This is a genomic window from Streptomyces cinereoruber (genome assembly GCF_009299385.1).
GTDB classification, from domain to species: domain Bacteria; phylum Actinomycetota; class Actinomycetes; order Streptomycetales; family Streptomycetaceae; genus Streptomyces; species Streptomyces bikiniensis.
On sequence record NZ_CP023693.1, the window covers coordinates 3,930,032 to 3,947,487 of the forward strand.

Here is a 17,456-nt window from a genome sequence, read left to right on the forward strand (position 1 = left end):
TTAGTGGACACGATTGCCAGTCTGTTCAGCTTCATCACCTGGCCCGTTTCCTGGGTCATCGTCCAGTTCCACAAGGTGTACGGAGCGATCTTCGGCCCCGACACCGGGTGGGCCTGGGGTCTGTCCATCGTGTCCCTCGTGGTCCTGATCCGCATCTGCCTGATCCCGCTCTTCGTGAAGCAGATCAAGTCGACGCGGAACATGCAGGCGCTCCAGCCGAAGATGAAGGCCATCCAGGAGCGCTACAAGAGCGACAAGCAGCGTCAGTCCGAAGAGATGATGAAGCTGTACAAGGAGACGGGCACCAACCCGCTCTCCTCGTGCCTTCCCATCCTGGCCCAGTCGCCGTTCTTCTTCGCCCTCTACCACGTGCTGTCCAACATCGCGTCGGGCAAGGAGATCGGCGCGATGAACCAGGCGCTGGTCGACAGCGCCCGGCAGGCCCACATCTTCGGCGCCCCGATCGCCGCGAAGTTCACGGACAGCCCGGAGAAGGTCGAGGCCCTCAACGCCTCGCTGACCGACGTCCGCATCGTCACCGCCGTCATGATCATCCTGATGTCGGCCTCGCAGTTCTTCACCCAGCGCCAGCTGATGATGAAGAACGTCGACCTGTCGGTGAAGACCCCGTACATGCAGCAGCAGAAGATGCTCATGTACATCTTCCCGGTGATCTTCGCCGTCATGGGTGTCAACTTCCCCGTCGGTGTCCTCGTCTACTGGCTGACCACCAACGTGTGGACCATGGGCCAGCAGATGTACGTGATCAACCAGAACCCGACGCCGGGCAGCAAGGCCCAGGACGCCTACCTCCAGCGCCTGCTCAAGAGCATCACCCACCACGGCGAGGTCCGCGGCCGCCGACGGAAGAGCGTCGTCAAGGTCATCGTCGCCAAGGGCAGCGACCGCAACGAGAACGAGCGCCGCTTCTTCGGAGGCCTCTCCAAGGCCGGGTTCGTCGCCCAGGCCGACGGCAGCGTGGTCAAGGGCGAAGCCCTCCCGGCCGAGGCCGAGGGCGCCGCCGCCAAGCGCCAGCAGCCCAAGCGCCAGACCAAGGCCCAGCGCCAGGCCGCCGCGGCCCAGGCGACCGTCTCCAAGGACGCCGGGGAAGGCTCCGAGTCGACCGCCGTCGAGAAGGCGTCCCCCTCGCTGGAGAAGAAGCCCCAGGACACGGCCAAGAGCGGCGCCTCCGGTACCGGTGCGAAGGGCGAGGCCCAGGGCGACAAGCCCGCGCGCCCGAGCCGTGCCAACTCCGGCGGCTCCCGCCAGCAGGGCAAGACCGGCCAGCGCAAGGGCCAGCAGCGCCCCAAGCACCCGTCCTCCAAGAAGTAAGCCTCCCCCCGACGCAAGAAGGAGCCCGTCCGTGACGGAAGGCACCACCTCCGCCGCCGCCGAGGGTGGCGACACCCTGACCCGCCTCGAGCAGGAGGGTGAGATCGCGGCCGACTACCTCGAAGGCCTGCTCGACATCGCCGACCTCGACGGTGACATCGACATGGACGTCGAGGCGGACCGGGCAGCGGTCTCGATCATCAGCGACTCCGGCAGCCGTGACCTCCAGAAGCTCGTGGGCCGCGACGGCGAGGTCCTGGAGGCGCTCCAGGAGCTGACCCGCCTGGCCGTGCACCGGGAGACCGGCGACCGCAGCCGTCTGATGCTCGACATCGCCGGCTTCCGGGCCAAGAAGCGCTCCGAGCTCGCCGAGCTGGGCGCCAAGGCCGCGGCCGAGGTGAAGGCCGGCGGGCAGCCGGTCAAGCTGGACCCGATGACGCCGTTCGAGCGCAAGGTCGTGCACGACGCGATCGCCGCCGCCGGTCTGCGCAGCGAGTCCGAGGGCGAGGAGCCGCAGCGCTTCGTCGTCGTGCTCCCGGCCTGAACCCCTCACGCAGTCCCGGCCCCGTCTGTTCGCAGGCGGGGCCGATCTTTGTCAGCCTGATAGTCAGCCACCACAGTGCGCTCGCACGTCATGCGTGCGGTACGGAAGGACGGTTCCCGTGACGGAGGCAGCGGAGCTCCCCGAGGCGCCGGAGCAGGCACGGACAGTCTTCGGTGAGTACTTCCCGGAGGCCGTGCGGTATGCCGAGCTCCTCGCGGACGCGGGTGTGAAGCGCGGTCTGATCGGCCCGCGCGAGGTCCCGAGGCTCTGGGAACGCCATCTGCTGAACTGCGCCGTCCTCTCGGAGGTCGTCCCCGAGGGCGTCACCGTCTGCGACGTCGGCTCGGGCGCCGGCCTGCCCGGCATCCCCCTGGCCCTGGTCCGACCCGACCTGAAGATCACGCTTCTGGAGCCGCTGCTGCGCCGGACGAACTTCCTCCAAGAGGTGGTCGAGCTGCTCGGCCTCGACCACGTGACCGTGGTCCGGGGACGCGCGGAGGAGATGCTCGGCAAGATCACGCCCGTGCACGTGGTGACCGCGCGCGCGGTGGCCCCGCTGGACCGTCTCGCCGGCTGGGGCGTTCCCCTGCTGCGCCCGTACGGGGAGATGCTGGCGCTCAAGGGCGACACCGCGCAGGAGGAGATCGACGGTGCTCGCGCCGCGCTCTCCCGGCTCGGCGTGGTGGAGACCTCGGTGCTGCACGTGGGTGAGGGGATCGTCGATCCCCTGTCCACCGTCGTCAGGGTGGAGGTCGGTGAGAGCCCCGGTGGCGTGCGGTTCGCCGCCAAGCGAGCCAAGGCCGCCCGGACGAGCAAGACCCGCCGACGCCGCTGACAGAAGCCCGTCGGCGGAGAACCCTGCCGACGGGCGTCGCATACGTCCCATTTCGGAGTGTCGCCCGGTCCCGGTGAGGTGGCACGGGCATGGTGTTTCACGTGAAACATCGCTTGCTGCTTCAGGGGATCATCAGTCGTGGTCGCACAGCCGCCACGCCCCGGGACCGTAGGCCCCGCGTGAATCCACCCGCGAGGGTTACGGAGATGTCCACAGAGGTGGGTTCATCCACAGAACCCCCGACCTCGCTGGTTCGTGACCCCGAAAGCATGGCAGGCTCTCCTCATTGCGAGCCCGAAGTCGAGGAGAGTGAATCCTTGCGGTCCGACGCCAACATCGCGGGACCGATGACCGATCCGGTCCCCGGCCCCCGAACCGAATCGGTGGGAGGCGATGTTTCACGTGAAACATCGCCTCCCATGGAAACGCCGCCCCCCATGGACGACACCCCCATCGGCCGTGCTGCCCAGATGGCAGTAGAGGCCCTGGGGCGTGCCGGCGAGGGGCTTCCCCGCCCGGCCCAGACTCGCGTCATGGTGGTCGCCAACCAGAAGGGCGGCGTGGGCAAGACGACCACCACGGTCAACCTTGCCGCCTCCCTGGCCCTGCACGGCGCCCGCGTCCTGGTCATCGACCTGGACCCGCAGGGCAACGCCTCCACGGCACTCGGCATCGACCACCACGCCAGCGTCCCCTCGATCTACGACGTCCTCGTGGACAGCCGGCCGCTCTCCGAAGTGGTGCAGCCCGTCATGGACGTGGAGGGCCTCTTCTGCGCCCCCGCCACCATCGATCTCGCCGGTGCCGAGATCGAGCTGGTGTCGCTGGTGGCGCGCGAGAGCCGTCTCCAGCGGGCGATCCAGGCCTACGAGCAGCCGCTGGACTACATCCTGATCGACTGCCCGCCCTCGCTCGGCCTGCTCTCGGTCAACGCCCTGGTGGCGGGGGCCGAGGTGCTGATCCCGATCCAGTGCGAGTACTACGCCCTCGAAGGCCTCGGCCAGCTCCTGAAGAACGTCGATCTGGTCCGCGGGCACCTCAACCCCACGCTCCACGTCTCGACCATCCTGCTCACCATGTACGACGGCCGGACGAGGCTCGCCTCGCAGGTCGCCGAGGAGGTGCGCACCCACTTCGGCGAGGAGGTGCTGCGGACCAGCATCCCCCGGTCCGTCCGCATCTCTGAGGCGCCGAGCTACGGACAGACGGTGATCACGTACGATCCGGGCTCCAGCGGTGCCCTGTCGTACATCGAAGCGGCTCGTGAGATCGCCCTTCGGGGTGTCACCGTGAACTATGACGCCCAGCACGCACGTGTGGGGCACCAGAACCATCAGCGCAGCATGTCGGAGGGAATTCAGTGAGTGAGCGACGTAGGGGATTGGGGCCGCGCGGGCTCGGTTCGCTGATCCCGCAGAGCGCTCCGTCTCCCGAGTCGGCGGTGGCATGGGCCGATGCCGTGAAGACGGCCGAGCCGAAGGCCCCTACCGGGGCGTACTTCACCGAGATCCCGATCGACGCCATCGTGCCCAACCGGCACCAGCCGCGACAGATCTTCGACGAGGACGCCCTCGCGGAGCTGGTCACCTCCATCAAGGAGGTCGGTCTGCTCCAGCCCGTGGTGGTGCGCAAGGCCGACGGCGACCGCTACGAGCTCGTCATGGGTGAGCGTCGTCTGCGGGCCTCCACGACGGCGGGCCTGGAGCGGATCCCGGCGATCGTCCGGGAGACCGACGACGAGAAGATGCTCCTGGACGCGCTCCTGGAGAACCTCCACCGGGCGCAGCTGAACGCGATCGAAGAGGCGCACGCCTACGAGCAGCTGCTCAAGGACTTCGGCTGCACGCACGACCAGCTCGCGGACCGGATCGGACGTTCGCGCCCGCAGATCTCCAACACGCTGCGTCTGCTGCGTCTCTCTCCTCCGGTGCAGCGCCGGGTCGCCGCCGGGGTGCTCTCCGCCGGCCACGCACGGGCCCTGCTCGGTGTCGAGGACGGGGAGGCCCAGGACAAGCTGGCGGCCCGGATCGTCTCCGAGGGCCTCTCGGTGCGTTCCGTCGAGGAGATCGTGAGCCTCATGGGCTCCGAGGAGACCGCCGGTGCGGTCAAGCCGAAGAAGCCGCGCGCCGGTGCGCGTGTCTCGCCCGCCCTCACGGACCTGGCCACCCGGCTCTCGGACCGCTTCGAGACCCGGGTCAAGGTCGACCTGGGGCAGAAGAAGGGCAAGATCGTCGTGGAGTTCGCCTCCATGGACGACCTGGAACGGATCCTCTCGACCCTGGCTCCCGGCGAAGGCCGGGTCCTGGAGCAGAAGAACGTGGAACAGGGCGTCACGGGCTGACCCACGTACTTCCCCGCTTGCCTGCCTCCACGAGGCTCCTGAGGGCGGGCCGCGCTCCGGTCCCGCCGGGTTGCGGCCCGCCCTTTGCCTGCGGACGGTGTCCTCCTGATCGCCCGGTCGATACGATTTCGGGAGGCACATCCGTACGCGAAGGCGAGGGAAGCGAGGAACAGCCGTGGGGCGTCGGCTCGTACCGCTCACGCTGGACAACCTTCCGGATCTCCCCAAGCGGTGTCGCTCCTGTGTGTTCTGGGAGCTCGACCCGGTCAGCGGCGAGGCCGCCGTGAAGGCGGGGCGTTCGGAGCTGGAGAAGGAGTCCTGGATCTCGGCGGTGCTCCTGGAATGGGGCTCCTGCGGGCGGGTGGTCTACGTCGACGAGGTGCCGGTCGGTTATGTCCTCTACGCTCCCCCGGCCTATGTGCCGCGCTCGACGGCCTTTCCGACGAGCCCCGTGGCGGCAGACGCCGTCCAGCTGATGACGGCGTGGATCATGCCGGGCTATCAGGGGCAGGGGCTGGGGCGCGTGATGGTGCAGACCGTGGCCAAGGACGTGCTGCGGCGGGGCTTCAAGGCAATCGAGGCGTTCGGGGACGCCCGGTGGAAGGAACCGGCCTGTGTGCTGCCAGCTGACCACCTGCTCGCGGTGGGCTTCAAGACCGTCCGGCCGCACCATGCCTTTCCCCGCATGCGGCTGGACCTCAGGACGACTCTCTCCTGGAAGGAGGACGTCGAGATGGCCCTGGATCGCCTGCTCGGAGCCGTACAGAAGGAGCCCGCCCTGCGGCCCCTCTAGGGCGTGTCCGGCTCCGGGCACGAGAACGGCCCGCTCCCGTGAGGGAGCGGGCCGCTGCTGTTTCACCTGAATGTTTCACGTGAAACGGCGAAGGAGCATCAGGCCTTGGGAGCCTCGACGAAGCCCTCCAGGTCGCGCAGGATGGCGGCCTTCGGCTTGGCGCCGACGATGGTCTTCACGACCTCGCCGCCCTGGTAGACGTTCAGCGTCGGGATGGACATGACGCCGTACTTGGCGGCCGTGCCGGGGTTCTGGTCGATGTTGAGCTTCACGACCTCGATCTCGCCGTGCTCGGCGGCGATCGCCTCAAGGGACGGGGCGATCTGGCGGCACGGACCGCACCACTCGGCCCAGAAGTCCACCAGAACGGGCTTGTCGCTCTTGAGGACTTCCTCTTCGAAGTTGGCGTCGGTCACAGACTTCAGGGCCACAGTGGCCTCCTTGAACTCGCGGGGTGTGGGTGGGGAAAGGGCAGAGGTCAGACGACGGGGGTCTCGGCCAGCTTTTCGGGCTCGGCCACCTTCTCGGTGTCGGCGAGCGCGGCCAGGAAGCGCTCGGCGTCCAGTGCGGCGGAGCAGCCGGTGCCGGCGGCCGTGATGGCCTGGCGGTAGGTGTGGTCGACGACGTCACCGGCGCCGAAGACACCCGGGAGGTTCGTACGCGTCGACGGGGCGGCGACCTTGAGGTAGCCCTCGTCGTCCAGCTCCAGCTGGCCCTTGAAGAGCTCGGTCCGCGGGTCGTGGCCCACGGCGATGAAGAGGCCGGTGACCGGCAGCTCACGGGTCACGCCGGTCTTCGTGTCGCGCAGGGTCACACCGCTGAGCTTCTGGTCGCCGTGGATCGTGGTGACCTCGCTGTCCCAGGCGAAGGAGATCTTCGGGTCGGCGAAGGCGCGGTCCTGCATGGCCTTCGAGGCGCGCAGGGTGTCGCGGCGGTGGACGATCGTGACGGACTTGGCGAAGCGCGAGAGGAAGGTGGCCTCCTCGATCGCGGTGTCGCCGCCGCCGACGACGGCGATGTCCTGGTCCTTGAAGAAGAACCCGTCGCAGGTGGCGCACCAGGAGACGCCGCGGCCGGAGAGGGTGTCCTCGTTGGGGAGGCCGAGCTTGCGGTGCTGGGAGCCCGTGGTGACGATGACGGCCTTGGCGCGGTGCACGGTGCCGGCGGTGTCGGTGACGGTCTTGATCTCACCGGTCAGGTCCACGGCGACCACGTCGTCGGGGACGAGCTCGGCGCCGAAGCGCTCGGCCTGGGCCCGCATGTTGTCCATCAGGTCCGGGCCCATGATGCCGTCACGGAAGCCGGGGAAGTTCTCGACCTCGGTCGTGTTCATCAGGGCGCCACCGGCGGTGACCGCACCCTCGAAGACCAGGGGCTTCAGCGACGCTCGAGCCGTGTAGAGCGCAGCGGTGTATCCCGCAGGCCCCGAGCCGATGATGATCACGTTACGGACGTCGCTCACGGGTTTCTTCCTCGTCTCTGCAGACTGCCACTGCCTACGGGGGCGGTTGTCTCGGTCGCTCACCCCACCCAACGGATCCTAAGGGGCGTGCATTCCCGAGACCGCCGCGCGGCACGTGACCGGGACGGGAAGAGGGGTCAGGAGCGGGGGTAGGCCTTGCTGAGGAGAACCTCGGCGGTGCTCTCGCCCTCCGACCGGTCGGCGCAGGAGGCATCGACCACATAGGCCTGGACCCGTGCGGCGTCGGCGGGGTCCGGCAGGACGAGGAGATAGGCGGGCCTCCCCCGGTACTCGCCCCGCTCGTGGCCCAGCACCGTGTCGGTGCGGCCGGTGCCGGCGAGGACGCACGCGGGAACGGCGCCCTCCCCGCTCCGACGGGGAGCCGTGGTTCCGGTGTCGGAGGACATCGATTCGGGGCTGACGCCCTGGGGGGTCCGCAGCGTCCTGTCCTGGACCAGGAGGTCCTGGACCCGCTCCTCGACCGGCGACCCGGAGAAGGGGGCGGCGGCGATCTCGGAGGAGGCGTCGGCCTTCCTCACCCCGTTCGCCACACCGTCACCGGCCGTGTCGCCCGCCTGGCTGAGGTACAGGCTCGTTCCGAGCACCACGGCACCGAAGGCGGCGCCGACCGTGGAGAGCAGGGCGATCCGGCGGCGGGCCCGCTGGGGGCGACCCGGGCCGGTGGCCGCGCGGGGGCGCCCGGCGGGGCGGTCCGAGACCGGAGCGGGAGAAGGAGAGGAAGAAGGGGTCGGCCTCACGGAGGGGCGCGATGTTTCACGTGAAACAGGGGCGCCGCTCTCGTCGTCCGGGGCGGTGGCGTCGAGGAGGGCTTCGGCGGCGAGGGCGGCGTCGATCCGGCCGGCGATCTCGGCGGGCATCCGGGGCGGTCCGGGCAGGGTGCCGAGCAGGCTCCTGATCTCCTCCAGTGAGGATCGTACGTCCGCGCAGAGGGGACAGTCGTCCACGTGCCGGCGTACGGCCGCGGAACGGGACGGCGAGAGCAGCCCCTCGGCCAGGTCGGAGATCTCCGAGACGTCCGGGTGCTGTGTGGTGTCAGCCCTGTCGGCCGTGGAAGTCACGTGCGCCCACCTCCGCCCTTCACAGCAGCTGGATCTGTCGGTCCGGTGTCCGTCGGCCCCGGCACCGGTGGGACGGATGTCCCCGGCGTCCGGTTCCTTCCCCCTCCGGCGGCCTCGTTACCCACGGTGTCCGTGCGCAGATGAGTGACCATCGGCAGGAGGCGCGCCCGGCCTCGTGCACAGCGGCTCTTCACGGTTCCGGCGGGAACGCCGAGGATACGGGCCGCCTCCGCGACCGGGTATCCCTGCATGTCGACCAGGACGAGGGCGGCCCGCTGGTCGGCGGGGATCGAGGCGAGCGCGGCCAGGACCTCGCGGTGGAGGTCCCGGCGCTCCACGGGTGCCTCGGCGGACTCGTGGGGGCCGAGGAACTGTTCGAAGCGGTCGTCGTCGTTGACGGGCGAGGTCTTGCGGGAGGCGGTCTTGCGCGCCCGGTCGAGGCAGGCGTTCACCGTGATCCGGTGGAGCCAGGTCGTGACGGCCGACTGGCCGCGGAAGGTGTGGGCGGCGCGGAAGGCCGAGAGCAGGGCGTCCTGGACGGCGTCGGCGGCCTCCTCGCGGTCCCCCAGGGTCCGCAGGGCCACCGCCCACAGCCGATCCCGATGCCGCCGCACCAGCTCACCGAAGGCATCGGGATCCCCACCGACGTGACGGGCCAGGAGTTCCTGGTCGTCAGTGGCCTCGTTTATCGGATCGTCCAACGGTGAGCCCCCTCCCTGTGCGGTCGTCAGCCCAGGATCTTGATTTCCGTCAGCTTGCCTCGGAAGTTCCCGTCGTTGGCGGGCAGCTCGGTGAGCCAGATCAGAACGTAGCGGGTGGTGACGGGTGCGATGGGCTTCAGCGTCACGTTGCTGCCGGTCTTGGACGCCCGGGTGATGTACTCGTTGGGCATGGTCGGCTCCGACTCCGCGTCCGCGGGTGCGGTCCGCAGCTCCACCGAGGTGTCTCCCAGGAACGACAGGTCGACCGAGCTGATCTTCTGCGCCTTGCCCAGATCGAGGACCATGCCCACGCCGGTCTTCAGGTTTCCGAAGCGGGCGCTGTAGTAGTTGTCGGTGTACCAGTAGGTACTGGGGTCGCCGTCGTAGGCCTTCGGTATGGCCTGGGGCTTCTCACTGCCGCCGCCCAGCGGGTCGAAGTCGCGCGCGGATTTGATGGGGATCGGCTTGGGCGGTGCCGGCTTCTCGTCGGTGACGATCGTCGGGGTCGCCTCCGGAGTCTTGGGGGTCTCCTTCGGGCCCAGGAGGCGGTCGGCGATCTGCCAGCTGCCCAGGCCCAGGGCGGCGATCAGGAGGGCGGAGACGGTCCACTTCAGCGCGCGGCCGGTGCGGCTCTGAAGCGGGGGCGGCGGGACGACGACCGGCTGGGTGGACGCCGGATGCGGCTGCGGACGCCCGTACGTGCCCTGCTGGTACGTCGTGCGCTGGTACTCGGGCGGGGCGGCGAACTCGGGCTCCGGCGGCTTCACGCGGGGCATCGTGGAGACGGCCCTGGCCAGCTCGTCCGGGGTGGTGCAGGGCGGCTCCTGGCGCGAGGCGGTGGCCCCGTCGTTGGCGAGGGCGCGCATGGCGATCTCGGAGAGGCCCCGGTGGACGCCGGCGCGGACCTGGTCGGGGGGAAGCAGCCCGACGCCCTTGGGGAGCCCGGAGAGGCCGTGGGCGTCGTTCTCGTACGGCCAGCGCTGGGTGAGCGCGGCGTACAGCAGGGCGCCGATGGCCTCGGTGTCGGTGCGCTGCGGGCGCTCGGCCGTGATGCCGCGCAGGGCGGCGTTCACGGCGAGGCCGCGGATCCGGTACTGGCCGGTGGAGCTGCGCAGGACCGCGCTCGGGGTGAGCCGGAGGTGGGAGAGGCCTTCGCGGTGGGCGGCGGCCATGGCCTGGGAGACCTGGCTGACGAGCTGATAGGCGTCGTGGGGTTCCAGTGGGCCGGCCGCGAGCAGCGCGGTCAGCTCGACGGAGTCGGGCAGCCACTCGTGCACGACGTACACGAGGTCGTTCTCCTCGACGGCATCGAGGACCTGGACGAACCGGGGGTCGCCGAGGAGGGCGGCGGAGCGGGCCGCGGCCAGGACCGAGCGCGCCCGGGGGTGGTCGGCGGGCAGCAGGTGGACCCCGACGGCGCGCCGGAGCTTCTCGTCGACGGCCCGCCAGCTGCTGAAGCCGTCCAGGCGGGTGACGCACTCCTCCAGCCGGTAACGCCTGGCCAGCTTGTGGCCGCTGTGCAGTTCCGGAGTCGTGAGGGAAGGCTGTTCGCCGCTCTGTCGTTCGACCGCCTTGTTCTCCGTGGCCTCGGCGGTCTTCTCCGCCGTCTTCTCTTCTTCCGCCACCCCGTCGGTCGCGGCCTTGCCCGCCTTCGCGGTCAGCGGGTCGTCACCGCTGTTGTCGGCCACGTCGACGGCAGCCGTGCTACGTTCCGCCACCGTCGTTCCTGCCTCCCCATCCGTTGCGCCACATCCAACAGCCAAGCCAATTGTGCCCACAGTCGGACGCCATGCACGACACGCGGTCCCCGCCGATGGTTGTGCGGGGCCTCCGGTTCAGCGTCCCAGGCGGCCGCGGACCATGCCGACCAGGGTGTTCAGCTCCGTGATCCGCATGCGCTTGGCCGCGACGAAGAAGACTCCGAGGAGCACGGCCCCGCCGACGACCAGGGCGACGAGCGAGCCGAGCGCGTCCTCGCCCAGGAGCTTCAGGAGACCGAACCCGACGGCACCGGCGACGATCGCGGCGGGCACGGAGGCCATGCAGAGCCGGGCGTAGGTCCGCAGCACGTGGGTGCCGTCCAGGTCGCCGCCCAGCCGGTTGCGGAGCCGGCGCCAGGCGACGCCGACACCGACCGCGTAGGCGAGGCCGTAGGAGGCGGCCATGCCCACGACGGCCCACTGGGCAGGCAGGACGACGTAGCAGAGGGCCGAGGCGGCCGCGTTGACGGCGGCGACGATGACCGTGTTGTAGAAGGGCGTCCGGGTGTCCTCGTAGGCGTAGAAGCCGCGGAGCACGACGTACTGGACGGAGTAGGGGATCAGGCCGAGGCCGAAGGCCATCAGGATGAAGCCCATGCCCTGGGCGGCCTCGATGCCGCTGGAGGCGTAGAGCAGGGTGCACATCGGGACGCCGAGCGCCAGGAAGGCGAAGGAGACCGGGACGATCGCGACGGCCGAGTTGCGCAGGCCCTGCGAGATGTCGTCGCGGACGGCGCCCGGGTCGTCGTCGTGGGCGGCGCGGGAGATCCGCGGCAGCAGCGCGGCCATCACGGAGACGGTGATGATGGCCTGCGGCATGCCCCAGATCAGCTGGGCGTTGGAGTAGGCGAGGAAGCCCGCGCCGTTCTTGCCGGACTCCTCGCCGGCGGCGGTGGCGAGCTGGGTGACGACCAGGACACCCGCCTGGTTGGCGAGGACGAAGAGCACGGTCCACTTGGCGAGCTTGACGGTCTTGCCGAGCCCGTGGCCCTTCCAGTCGAAGCGGGGCCGGAAGCGGAAGCCCGTCTCGCGCAGGTACGGGATCATCGCCAGGGCCTGGACGACGAGGCCGAGCAGGGTGCCGATGCCGAGCAGGCGGATGCCCTCGTCCGGGATGGTCTGCACGCCCATCTGGGATTCGGCGGAGGTGCCGTACACCCAGATGAACAGGCCGAAGGTGACGATCATGACGATGTTGTTGAGGACCGGGGTCCACATCATCGCGCCGAACTTGCCGCGGGCGTTGAGGATCTGCCCCATCACCACGTGCACGCCCATGAAGAAGATCGTGGGCAGGCAGTAGCGGGCGAAGGTGACGGCCACGCTGTTGGCCGCCGCGTCGTCGGCGATGGTGTTCGACATGAGCCGGATCAGCAGCGGCGCCGCGAAGACGGCCAGGGCGACGATCAGGCCGAGCGCCACCATGACCAGGGTGAGCAGACGGTTGGCGAAGGCCTCGCCACCGTCCTCGTCGTTCTTCATCGAGCGGACGAGCTGCGGGACGAAGACCGAGTTGAGGCCGCCGCCGACGGTGAGGATGTAGATCATCGTCGGCAGGGTGTAGGCGATGGTGAAGGTGTCGCCGAGCAGGGCCGCGCCGAGCGCGCCGGTGATCACCAGGCTGCGGACGAAGCCGGTCAGCCGGGAGACCAGGGTGCCGGCCGCCATCACCGCGCTCGACTTGAGCAGTCCGGAGGCGCGGCCGGTCTTCTTGGGAGCGGGCGCGGGCAGCGGGTCCGGCTCCGGGGTGGGCGGGGGCACCTGGCCGGGGGCCTGCTGGTCCCGGTAGAGGTGCGCGAAGGCGTCCGGCTCGGGGTTCTCCTCGCTCGCCCGGGTCACCAGGTCGTCGACGCCGGTGAACTGGACCGTCCGCGCGTCGTCGCCGTACGGCAGGTGGCGCGAGGGGCCGTCGGGCTCCGGCGCCGGGGTCTGCGCCCACACCCGGGGGTCGGGGGCGTGCGGGGGCGCGGCCGGCTGCTGGTAGAGCGCCTGCGGGTCCTGGTAGGTGCCGGGGGGCGGCGGCGGGTGCGCGGCGCGGTCGTAGAGCGCCTCGTTCACCGGGTCCTGCGCGGAGAGGTCCTGCGCCCGGTAGGGGTCGTGGGTGTAGGCGTCCTGGACGTAGGGGTCCTGGGCGTAAGGGTTCTGCGCGTAGGGACCCTGGGCGTACGGGTCCTGCGCGTAAGGGTCCTGTGCGTAGGGGGCCTGCCCGGGCGGGTGCTGTGCGGGGGAGCCCTGCTGCGGGGCCGGAGGGTGGCCGGGGCCCGAGGGTGCCGCGGGCGTCCCACCGGACGGCGGGGTGCCGCCCGCACCCTGGCCCCGGTCACCGTCGTACGGCGCGTTCATGGTTAACCCCACCTCATCGTCCCCGGCCGACCGGCCACGACATCGCTCAACGGTCCACTTTCTCACCCGCGGCCGACGGGTCGCCGCTTTCGGGCCCGGTGTCCGGTGTCGGGTCACTCGGCTGCTCGGGTCCGTCCGCGTCGCCCCCGCCCGGCTCCGGGCCCGGCTCGGCCGATCCGGCCTCTTCCGGCTCCCCGGCCTTCTCCGCCCCTTCGGCGGACCCGGACTCTTCGCCGGAGTCGGTCGCTTCGGTCTCGGCCGCTTCGGCTTCGGCGGACTGGGCGGCCAGCCGCTTGCGCTGGGTGTACATCCGCACACCGGCGAGGACGAGGAGGAGGACACCGCCGGCGATCACCAGCATCACCGTGGGGGTGATCTCGGAGACCTTCACGGTGAACGACATCGGCTTCCCGTACGGGGTGCCGTCCTCGGTGTAGAGCTGGGCCGTCACCGGCACCTGGCCGTTGACGGCGGCCGTGGCGTCGAACTTCACCGACTGGCTGTGCCCGGCGCCCACCTTCACGGGCAGCTCGGCGGCCCTCTCACCGTTGATCTTCAGCCGGTTCCCGTTGTTGGAGACGAGGCGCAGCACCAGGTGGTCCACGCCCTGCACCAGCTTGTTCTGGACGGTCACGGGGATCGTCGCGCTGCGGCCGGAGAGCGTGAGGTCCGACTTGTCGACCAGCTGGATGCCCTTGGTGAGCCGCTGCAGGTAGTCCTGGACGTTGCCCCGGTAGATCGCGGCCGCTCTGGTCCGGCCGCGCCAGGACGTCGACGTCTCACGGTTGATCGCGTTGCCGAACGGGGTCACGACGCGGTCCGGGAACGTCAGGACGACCTTGAAGTCGTTCAGCTCGTCCCGGGTGGTCTTCATGTCGCGGAAGGCCTGGACCTGGAGCTCCTGGTCCCGCAGCTTCTTCGGGTACCGCGAACCGCTGGGCACCGCGGTGGAGGCGTTCGGATCCGGCTCGGCCGTGGCCGCCGTGACGAGGTCGCTCGGCTGGCTCCAGCGCCGGCCGGAGAGACCGCGCAGGGCGGTCGCCATGGTCTGAGCCTGGGCGACGGTCGGCATGCGCTGGGGAGCGACCACGACGCTCCGCTGCTTCTCCGGCTGCTCCAGGGTGATCGCGAGCGACTGGGAGAGGAACTTCTGGACGGCGAGCGTGGACCCCTCCGCGCGGACCATGTCCCCCTCGAAGGCGGTGGACAGGAGCGCGTCGCTCACCACGGCCGTGGTGCTGCCGTTACCCAGGGGACGGGCCGCCGTGGGCGTGTAGGACAGGTCGTCGCGGACGCTGTCGCTGCGGGCGATCACCTTGTCGGCGCCGGCCGAGGTCGCGACCGACACGATGGAGGGGTCGACCGCTCCGTCGACCGGCCAGGCGAAGTCGGTGGAGGGCTGCACGTGGAGGACGGTCTCGACCGTCACTCCGGCGAGGGCGGTGGCCGACTGGAGGTGCCCCAGGGAGCCGGGGACGTCCTTGCCGTGGTGGGCCAGGGAGGCGAGGTCGGGGTCGGCGAAGGGGAGGGCGACGACCTTGCGCCCCTGCACCGCCTTCTCCAGCTCGTCCAGCCACCGCTCGGCGAGCTCCTTGTTCGCGCCGGGAACGTGCAGGGAGCCGTCCTTGACGCGGTAGCCGTTCGCCATGGCGTCGACGGTGGCGAGCAGATCCGGGTCGATCACCCAGGTGACCGGCAGGTTCTTGCCCAGCGAGACCATCTGGTCGAGGCGCCCGCCCGGCCGCAGCTCGGCCACCAGGGCGTCGTCCTCGAAGACCGGGGTCCGCTGGTCGTCCGTGGCGGTCTCCGCCGAGACGTGGGCCGAGGCGATCAGCGGCCAGAGGTAGGTGAGCTGGGTCTTCTTCTCGGTGGGCTCGGGCTGGTACGGCAGGAAGGTCCGCTCGATGCCGAGGACCCGGGGGTAGGGGCGGTCCGAGGTCTGGCCGGTGAGGGAGACGCCGAGCTGGTAGACGCCGGCCTCGTCGAGCCCGAGGTCGGCGACCGGGACGGAGAGGGAGAAGTCCGAGCTGAGACCGGCGCCCAGCTTGGGGATCTTGGCGGTGGGGCCGTCCTGCACGGGAGAGGGGTCGCTGTCGTCCCGGTAGCCCGTGCGCTTCGTCGCCTGCTCGATCTCGCTGCGGCTGTCCATCCGGGGACCGACGCGCAGTTCGACGGACGCGTCGGTGACGGCCTTCTTTCCCCGGTTGGTCACCGTGCCCGTGACGGTGACGGTGTCGCTCTCGACGGGGGTGTTCGGGGTCAGGGTGTCGATCGACACATCGACGGTCTTCGATCCGGTGGCGTCCTCGGCGGCGGTCACCGAGGGAGCCGCGGTCGCCGAGGGAGCCGCGACCGCGGGGGAGGTGACGACCGGGGCCTGGAGCAGTCCGGTGAGGAGCGGCGCCCCGACGGCGACGGTGAGTGTGCGCCGCAGCCACCGGCGGGCAGGTGAGGGACCGGTCCCCTTGATGTCTGCCGCCTCGGCCACGCGCTCGCCCGTCCTCGTCGTTGTCTGTGGTGTCGGTGGTTCCCGGTTGCTGTGTCCAGGCATGGTAACGAGGCATGCTGGGAGCAAGTGCCGGGGAGTGCTCCGGACGATCTTCGAACGGCCGCCGACGGACGCGGCCCGGTGGCCTCGTGCCCCGGGTGGCAGGTGGCCTCGTGCCCGGGGCGGCAGGCGGTCCCGCGCCAGGGAAGCCGGCGGTCCCGCTCGGGCGGCCGGGCTGCCCCCGCCCCGGGAAAACGGGGACGTCGCGGTGAGCCGGGGCACGTACCCTTTTCTGTTGTGCCGAACGCCAACGAAGACACCCCGACTGCACTGAGCCAGGTGCAACGCCGCGCGGTCAGTGAACTGCTGCGTGTGTCCCCCGCCGCCGACGATCTCGCCCGCCGCTTCCAGGAGGCCGGGTTCAGCCTCGCGCTGGTCGGTGGCTCGGTACGGGACGCCCTGCTCGGTCGGCTCGGCAACGACCTGGACTTCACCACCGACGCCCGCCCCGAGGACGTGCTGAAGATCGTCCGTCCCTGGGCCGACGCCGTGTGGGAGGTGGGCATCGCCTTCGGGACGGTCGGCTGCCAGAAGGACGCCCGCGTCGGGGACACCGTCCAGCGCTTCCAGATCGAGGTCACCACGTACCGCTCGGAGGCGTACGACCGGACCTCGCGCAAGCCCGAGGTCTCCTACGGCGACTCGATCGAGGAGGACCTCGTCCGGCGCGACTTCACCGTCAACGCCATGGCCGTGGCCCTCCCCGAGAAGACCTTCATCGACCCGTACGGCGGTCTGGAGGACCTGGCCGCCCGGATCCTGCGCACGCCGGGCACGCCGGAGGAGTCCTTCTCCGACGATCCGCTGCGCATGATGCGGGCCGCGCGGTTCGCCGCCCAGCTGGACTTCGAGGTCGCTCCCGAGGTCGTCGCGGCCATGAAGGAGATGTCCGGCCGGATCGAGATCGTCTCCGCCGAGCGCATCCGGGAGGAGCTCAACAAGCTCCTCCTCTCGGCCCACCCCCGGAAGGGCCTCGGACTGCTCGTGGACACCGGCCTCGCCGACCACGTGCTGCCCGAGCTGCCGGCGCTGCGCCTTGAGAGCGACGAGCACCACCGGCACAAGGACGTCTACGAGCACTCGCTGACCGTGCTCGACCAGGCGATCGACCTGGAGGAGGACGGGCCCGACCTGGTGCTGCGCATCGCGGCCCTGCTGCACGACATCGGCAAGCCGCGCACCCGTCGCTTCGAGAAGGACGGGCGGGTCTCCTTCCACCACCACGAAGTCGTGGGCGCGAAGATGACCAAGAAGCGCATGACCGCGCTCAAGTACTCCAACGAGATGATCAAGGACGTCTCGCGCCTCGTGGAGCTGCACCTGCGCTTCCACGGCTACGGGACCGGCGAGTGGACCGACTCGGCCGTGCGCCGCTACGTGCGGGACGCCGGGCCGCTGCTCTCGCGGCTGCACAAGCTGACCCGCTCGGACTGCACCACCCGTAACAAGCGCAAGGCGGCCGCCCTCTCCCGGGCCTACGACGGCCTGGAGGAGCGCATCGCCCAGCTCCAGGAACAGGAGGAGCTGGACGCGATCCGTCCCGACCTCGACGGCAACCAGATCCAGGAGCTCCTGGGCATCGGCCCCGGCCCGGCCATCGGTCAGGCGTACAAGTTCCTCCTTGAGCTCCGGCTGGAGAACGGGCCCATGGAGTACGACCAGGCCGTCACCGCGCTCAAGGAGTGGTGGGCGGCACGGGACTGAGCCGACCGTGGTGG

Annotated in this window: 14 protein-coding genes; 7 read left to right on the plus strand and 7 right to left on the minus strand. The window is 70.4% G+C overall.

The annotated features are described in order from the left end of the window. Nucleotides 1-3 precede the first annotated feature (3 nt). The 6 genes from yidC to CP977_RS17595 all read left to right on the plus strand — a co-directional run bounded on the left by yidC (nt 4) and on the right by CP977_RS17595 (nt 5,845). Complete coding sequence (gene yidC / locus CP977_RS17570) at nt 4-1,332, plus strand: membrane protein insertase YidC (RefSeq protein WP_062753746.1); 1,329 nt, start codon at nt 4-6, stop codon at nt 1,330-1,332. A gap of 31 nt (nt 1,333-1,363) precedes the next feature. After that, nucleotides 1,364-1,876: a Jag family protein gene (locus CP977_RS17575; protein ID WP_030206759.1), complete on the plus strand. Its 513-nt coding sequence runs from the start codon at nt 1,364-1,366 to the stop codon at nt 1,874-1,876. Between the two features lie 118 nt (nt 1,877-1,994). Further along, nucleotides 1,995-2,711, plus strand: coding sequence for a 16S rRNA (guanine(527)-N(7))-methyltransferase RsmG (gene rsmG, locus CP977_RS17580; protein WP_033208766.1), 717 nt, complete (start codon nt 1,995-1,997; stop codon nt 2,709-2,711). 269 nt (nt 2,712-2,980) lie between these two features. Beyond that, a complete protein-coding gene (locus tag CP977_RS17585) occupies nt 2,981-4,075 on the plus strand; it encodes a ParA family protein (protein WP_109186763.1) in 1,095 nt (364 codons plus the stop codon). Beyond that, nucleotides 4,072-5,052: a ParB/RepB/Spo0J family partition protein gene (locus CP977_RS17590; protein ID WP_079131114.1), complete on the plus strand. Its 981-nt coding sequence runs from the start codon at nt 4,072-4,074 to the stop codon at nt 5,050-5,052. The genes CP977_RS17585 and CP977_RS17590 overlap by 4 nt, the downstream gene beginning before the upstream one ends. Nucleotides 5,053-5,227: 175 nt before the next feature. Beyond that, nucleotides 5,228-5,845 carry a GNAT family N-acetyltransferase gene (locus CP977_RS17595; RefSeq protein ID WP_062753742.1) on the plus strand — a complete coding sequence of 206 codons (618 nt, stop codon included), beginning with the start codon at nt 5,228-5,230 and terminating at the stop codon, nt 5,843-5,845. Nucleotides 5,846-5,943: 98 nt separating this feature from the next. Here CP977_RS17595 and trxA read toward each other — a convergent pair whose 3' ends face one another. The 7 genes from trxA to CP977_RS17630 form a co-directional block, all read right to left on the minus strand. Then, nucleotides 5,944-6,276: a thioredoxin gene (trxA, locus tag CP977_RS17600; RefSeq protein ID WP_109186762.1), complete on the minus strand. Its 333-nt coding sequence runs from the start codon at nt 6,274-6,276 to the stop codon at nt 5,944-5,946. A 47-nt stretch (nt 6,277-6,323) separates the two neighbouring features. Further along, complete coding sequence (gene trxB / locus CP977_RS17605) at nt 6,324-7,307, minus strand: thioredoxin-disulfide reductase (protein ID WP_062753738.1); 984 nt, start codon at nt 7,305-7,307, stop codon at nt 6,324-6,326. A 137-nt stretch (nt 7,308-7,444) separates the two neighbouring features. Then, complete coding sequence (locus tag CP977_RS17610; protein ID WP_152370443.1) at nt 7,445-8,386, minus strand: anti-sigma factor; 942 nt, start codon at nt 8,384-8,386, stop codon at nt 7,445-7,447. Further along, nucleotides 8,383-9,087, minus strand: coding sequence for an RNA polymerase sigma factor SigM (gene sigM, locus CP977_RS17615; RefSeq protein ID WP_152370444.1), 705 nt, complete (start codon nt 9,085-9,087; stop codon nt 8,383-8,385). The genes CP977_RS17610 and sigM overlap by 4 nt, the downstream gene beginning before the upstream one ends. Before the next feature lie 26 nt (nt 9,088-9,113). Then, nucleotides 9,114-10,805: a protein kinase family protein gene (locus CP977_RS17620; protein WP_062753734.1), complete on the minus strand. Its 1,692-nt coding sequence runs from the start codon at nt 10,803-10,805 to the stop codon at nt 9,114-9,116. Nucleotides 10,806-10,922: 117 nt separating this feature from the next. After that, nucleotides 10,923-13,190 carry a murein biosynthesis integral membrane protein MurJ gene (gene murJ, locus CP977_RS17625; RefSeq protein ID WP_062753732.1) on the minus strand — a complete coding sequence of 756 codons (2,268 nt, stop codon included), beginning with the start codon at nt 13,188-13,190 and terminating at the stop codon, nt 10,923-10,925. A 46-nt stretch (nt 13,191-13,236) separates the two neighbouring features. Beyond that, nucleotides 13,237-15,678: a DUF6049 family protein gene (locus tag CP977_RS17630; protein WP_152370445.1), complete on the minus strand. Its 2,442-nt coding sequence runs from the start codon at nt 15,676-15,678 to the stop codon at nt 13,237-13,239. 297 nt (nt 15,679-15,975) lie between these two features. Here CP977_RS17630 and CP977_RS17635 point away from each other — a divergent pair, with 297 nt between their 5' ends. Then, nucleotides 15,976-17,442, plus strand: a complete 1,467-nt coding sequence (locus CP977_RS17635; RefSeq protein WP_183953325.1) for a CCA tRNA nucleotidyltransferase — start codon at nt 15,976-15,978, stop codon at nt 17,440-17,442. Nucleotides 17,443-17,456 lie beyond the last annotated feature (14 nt).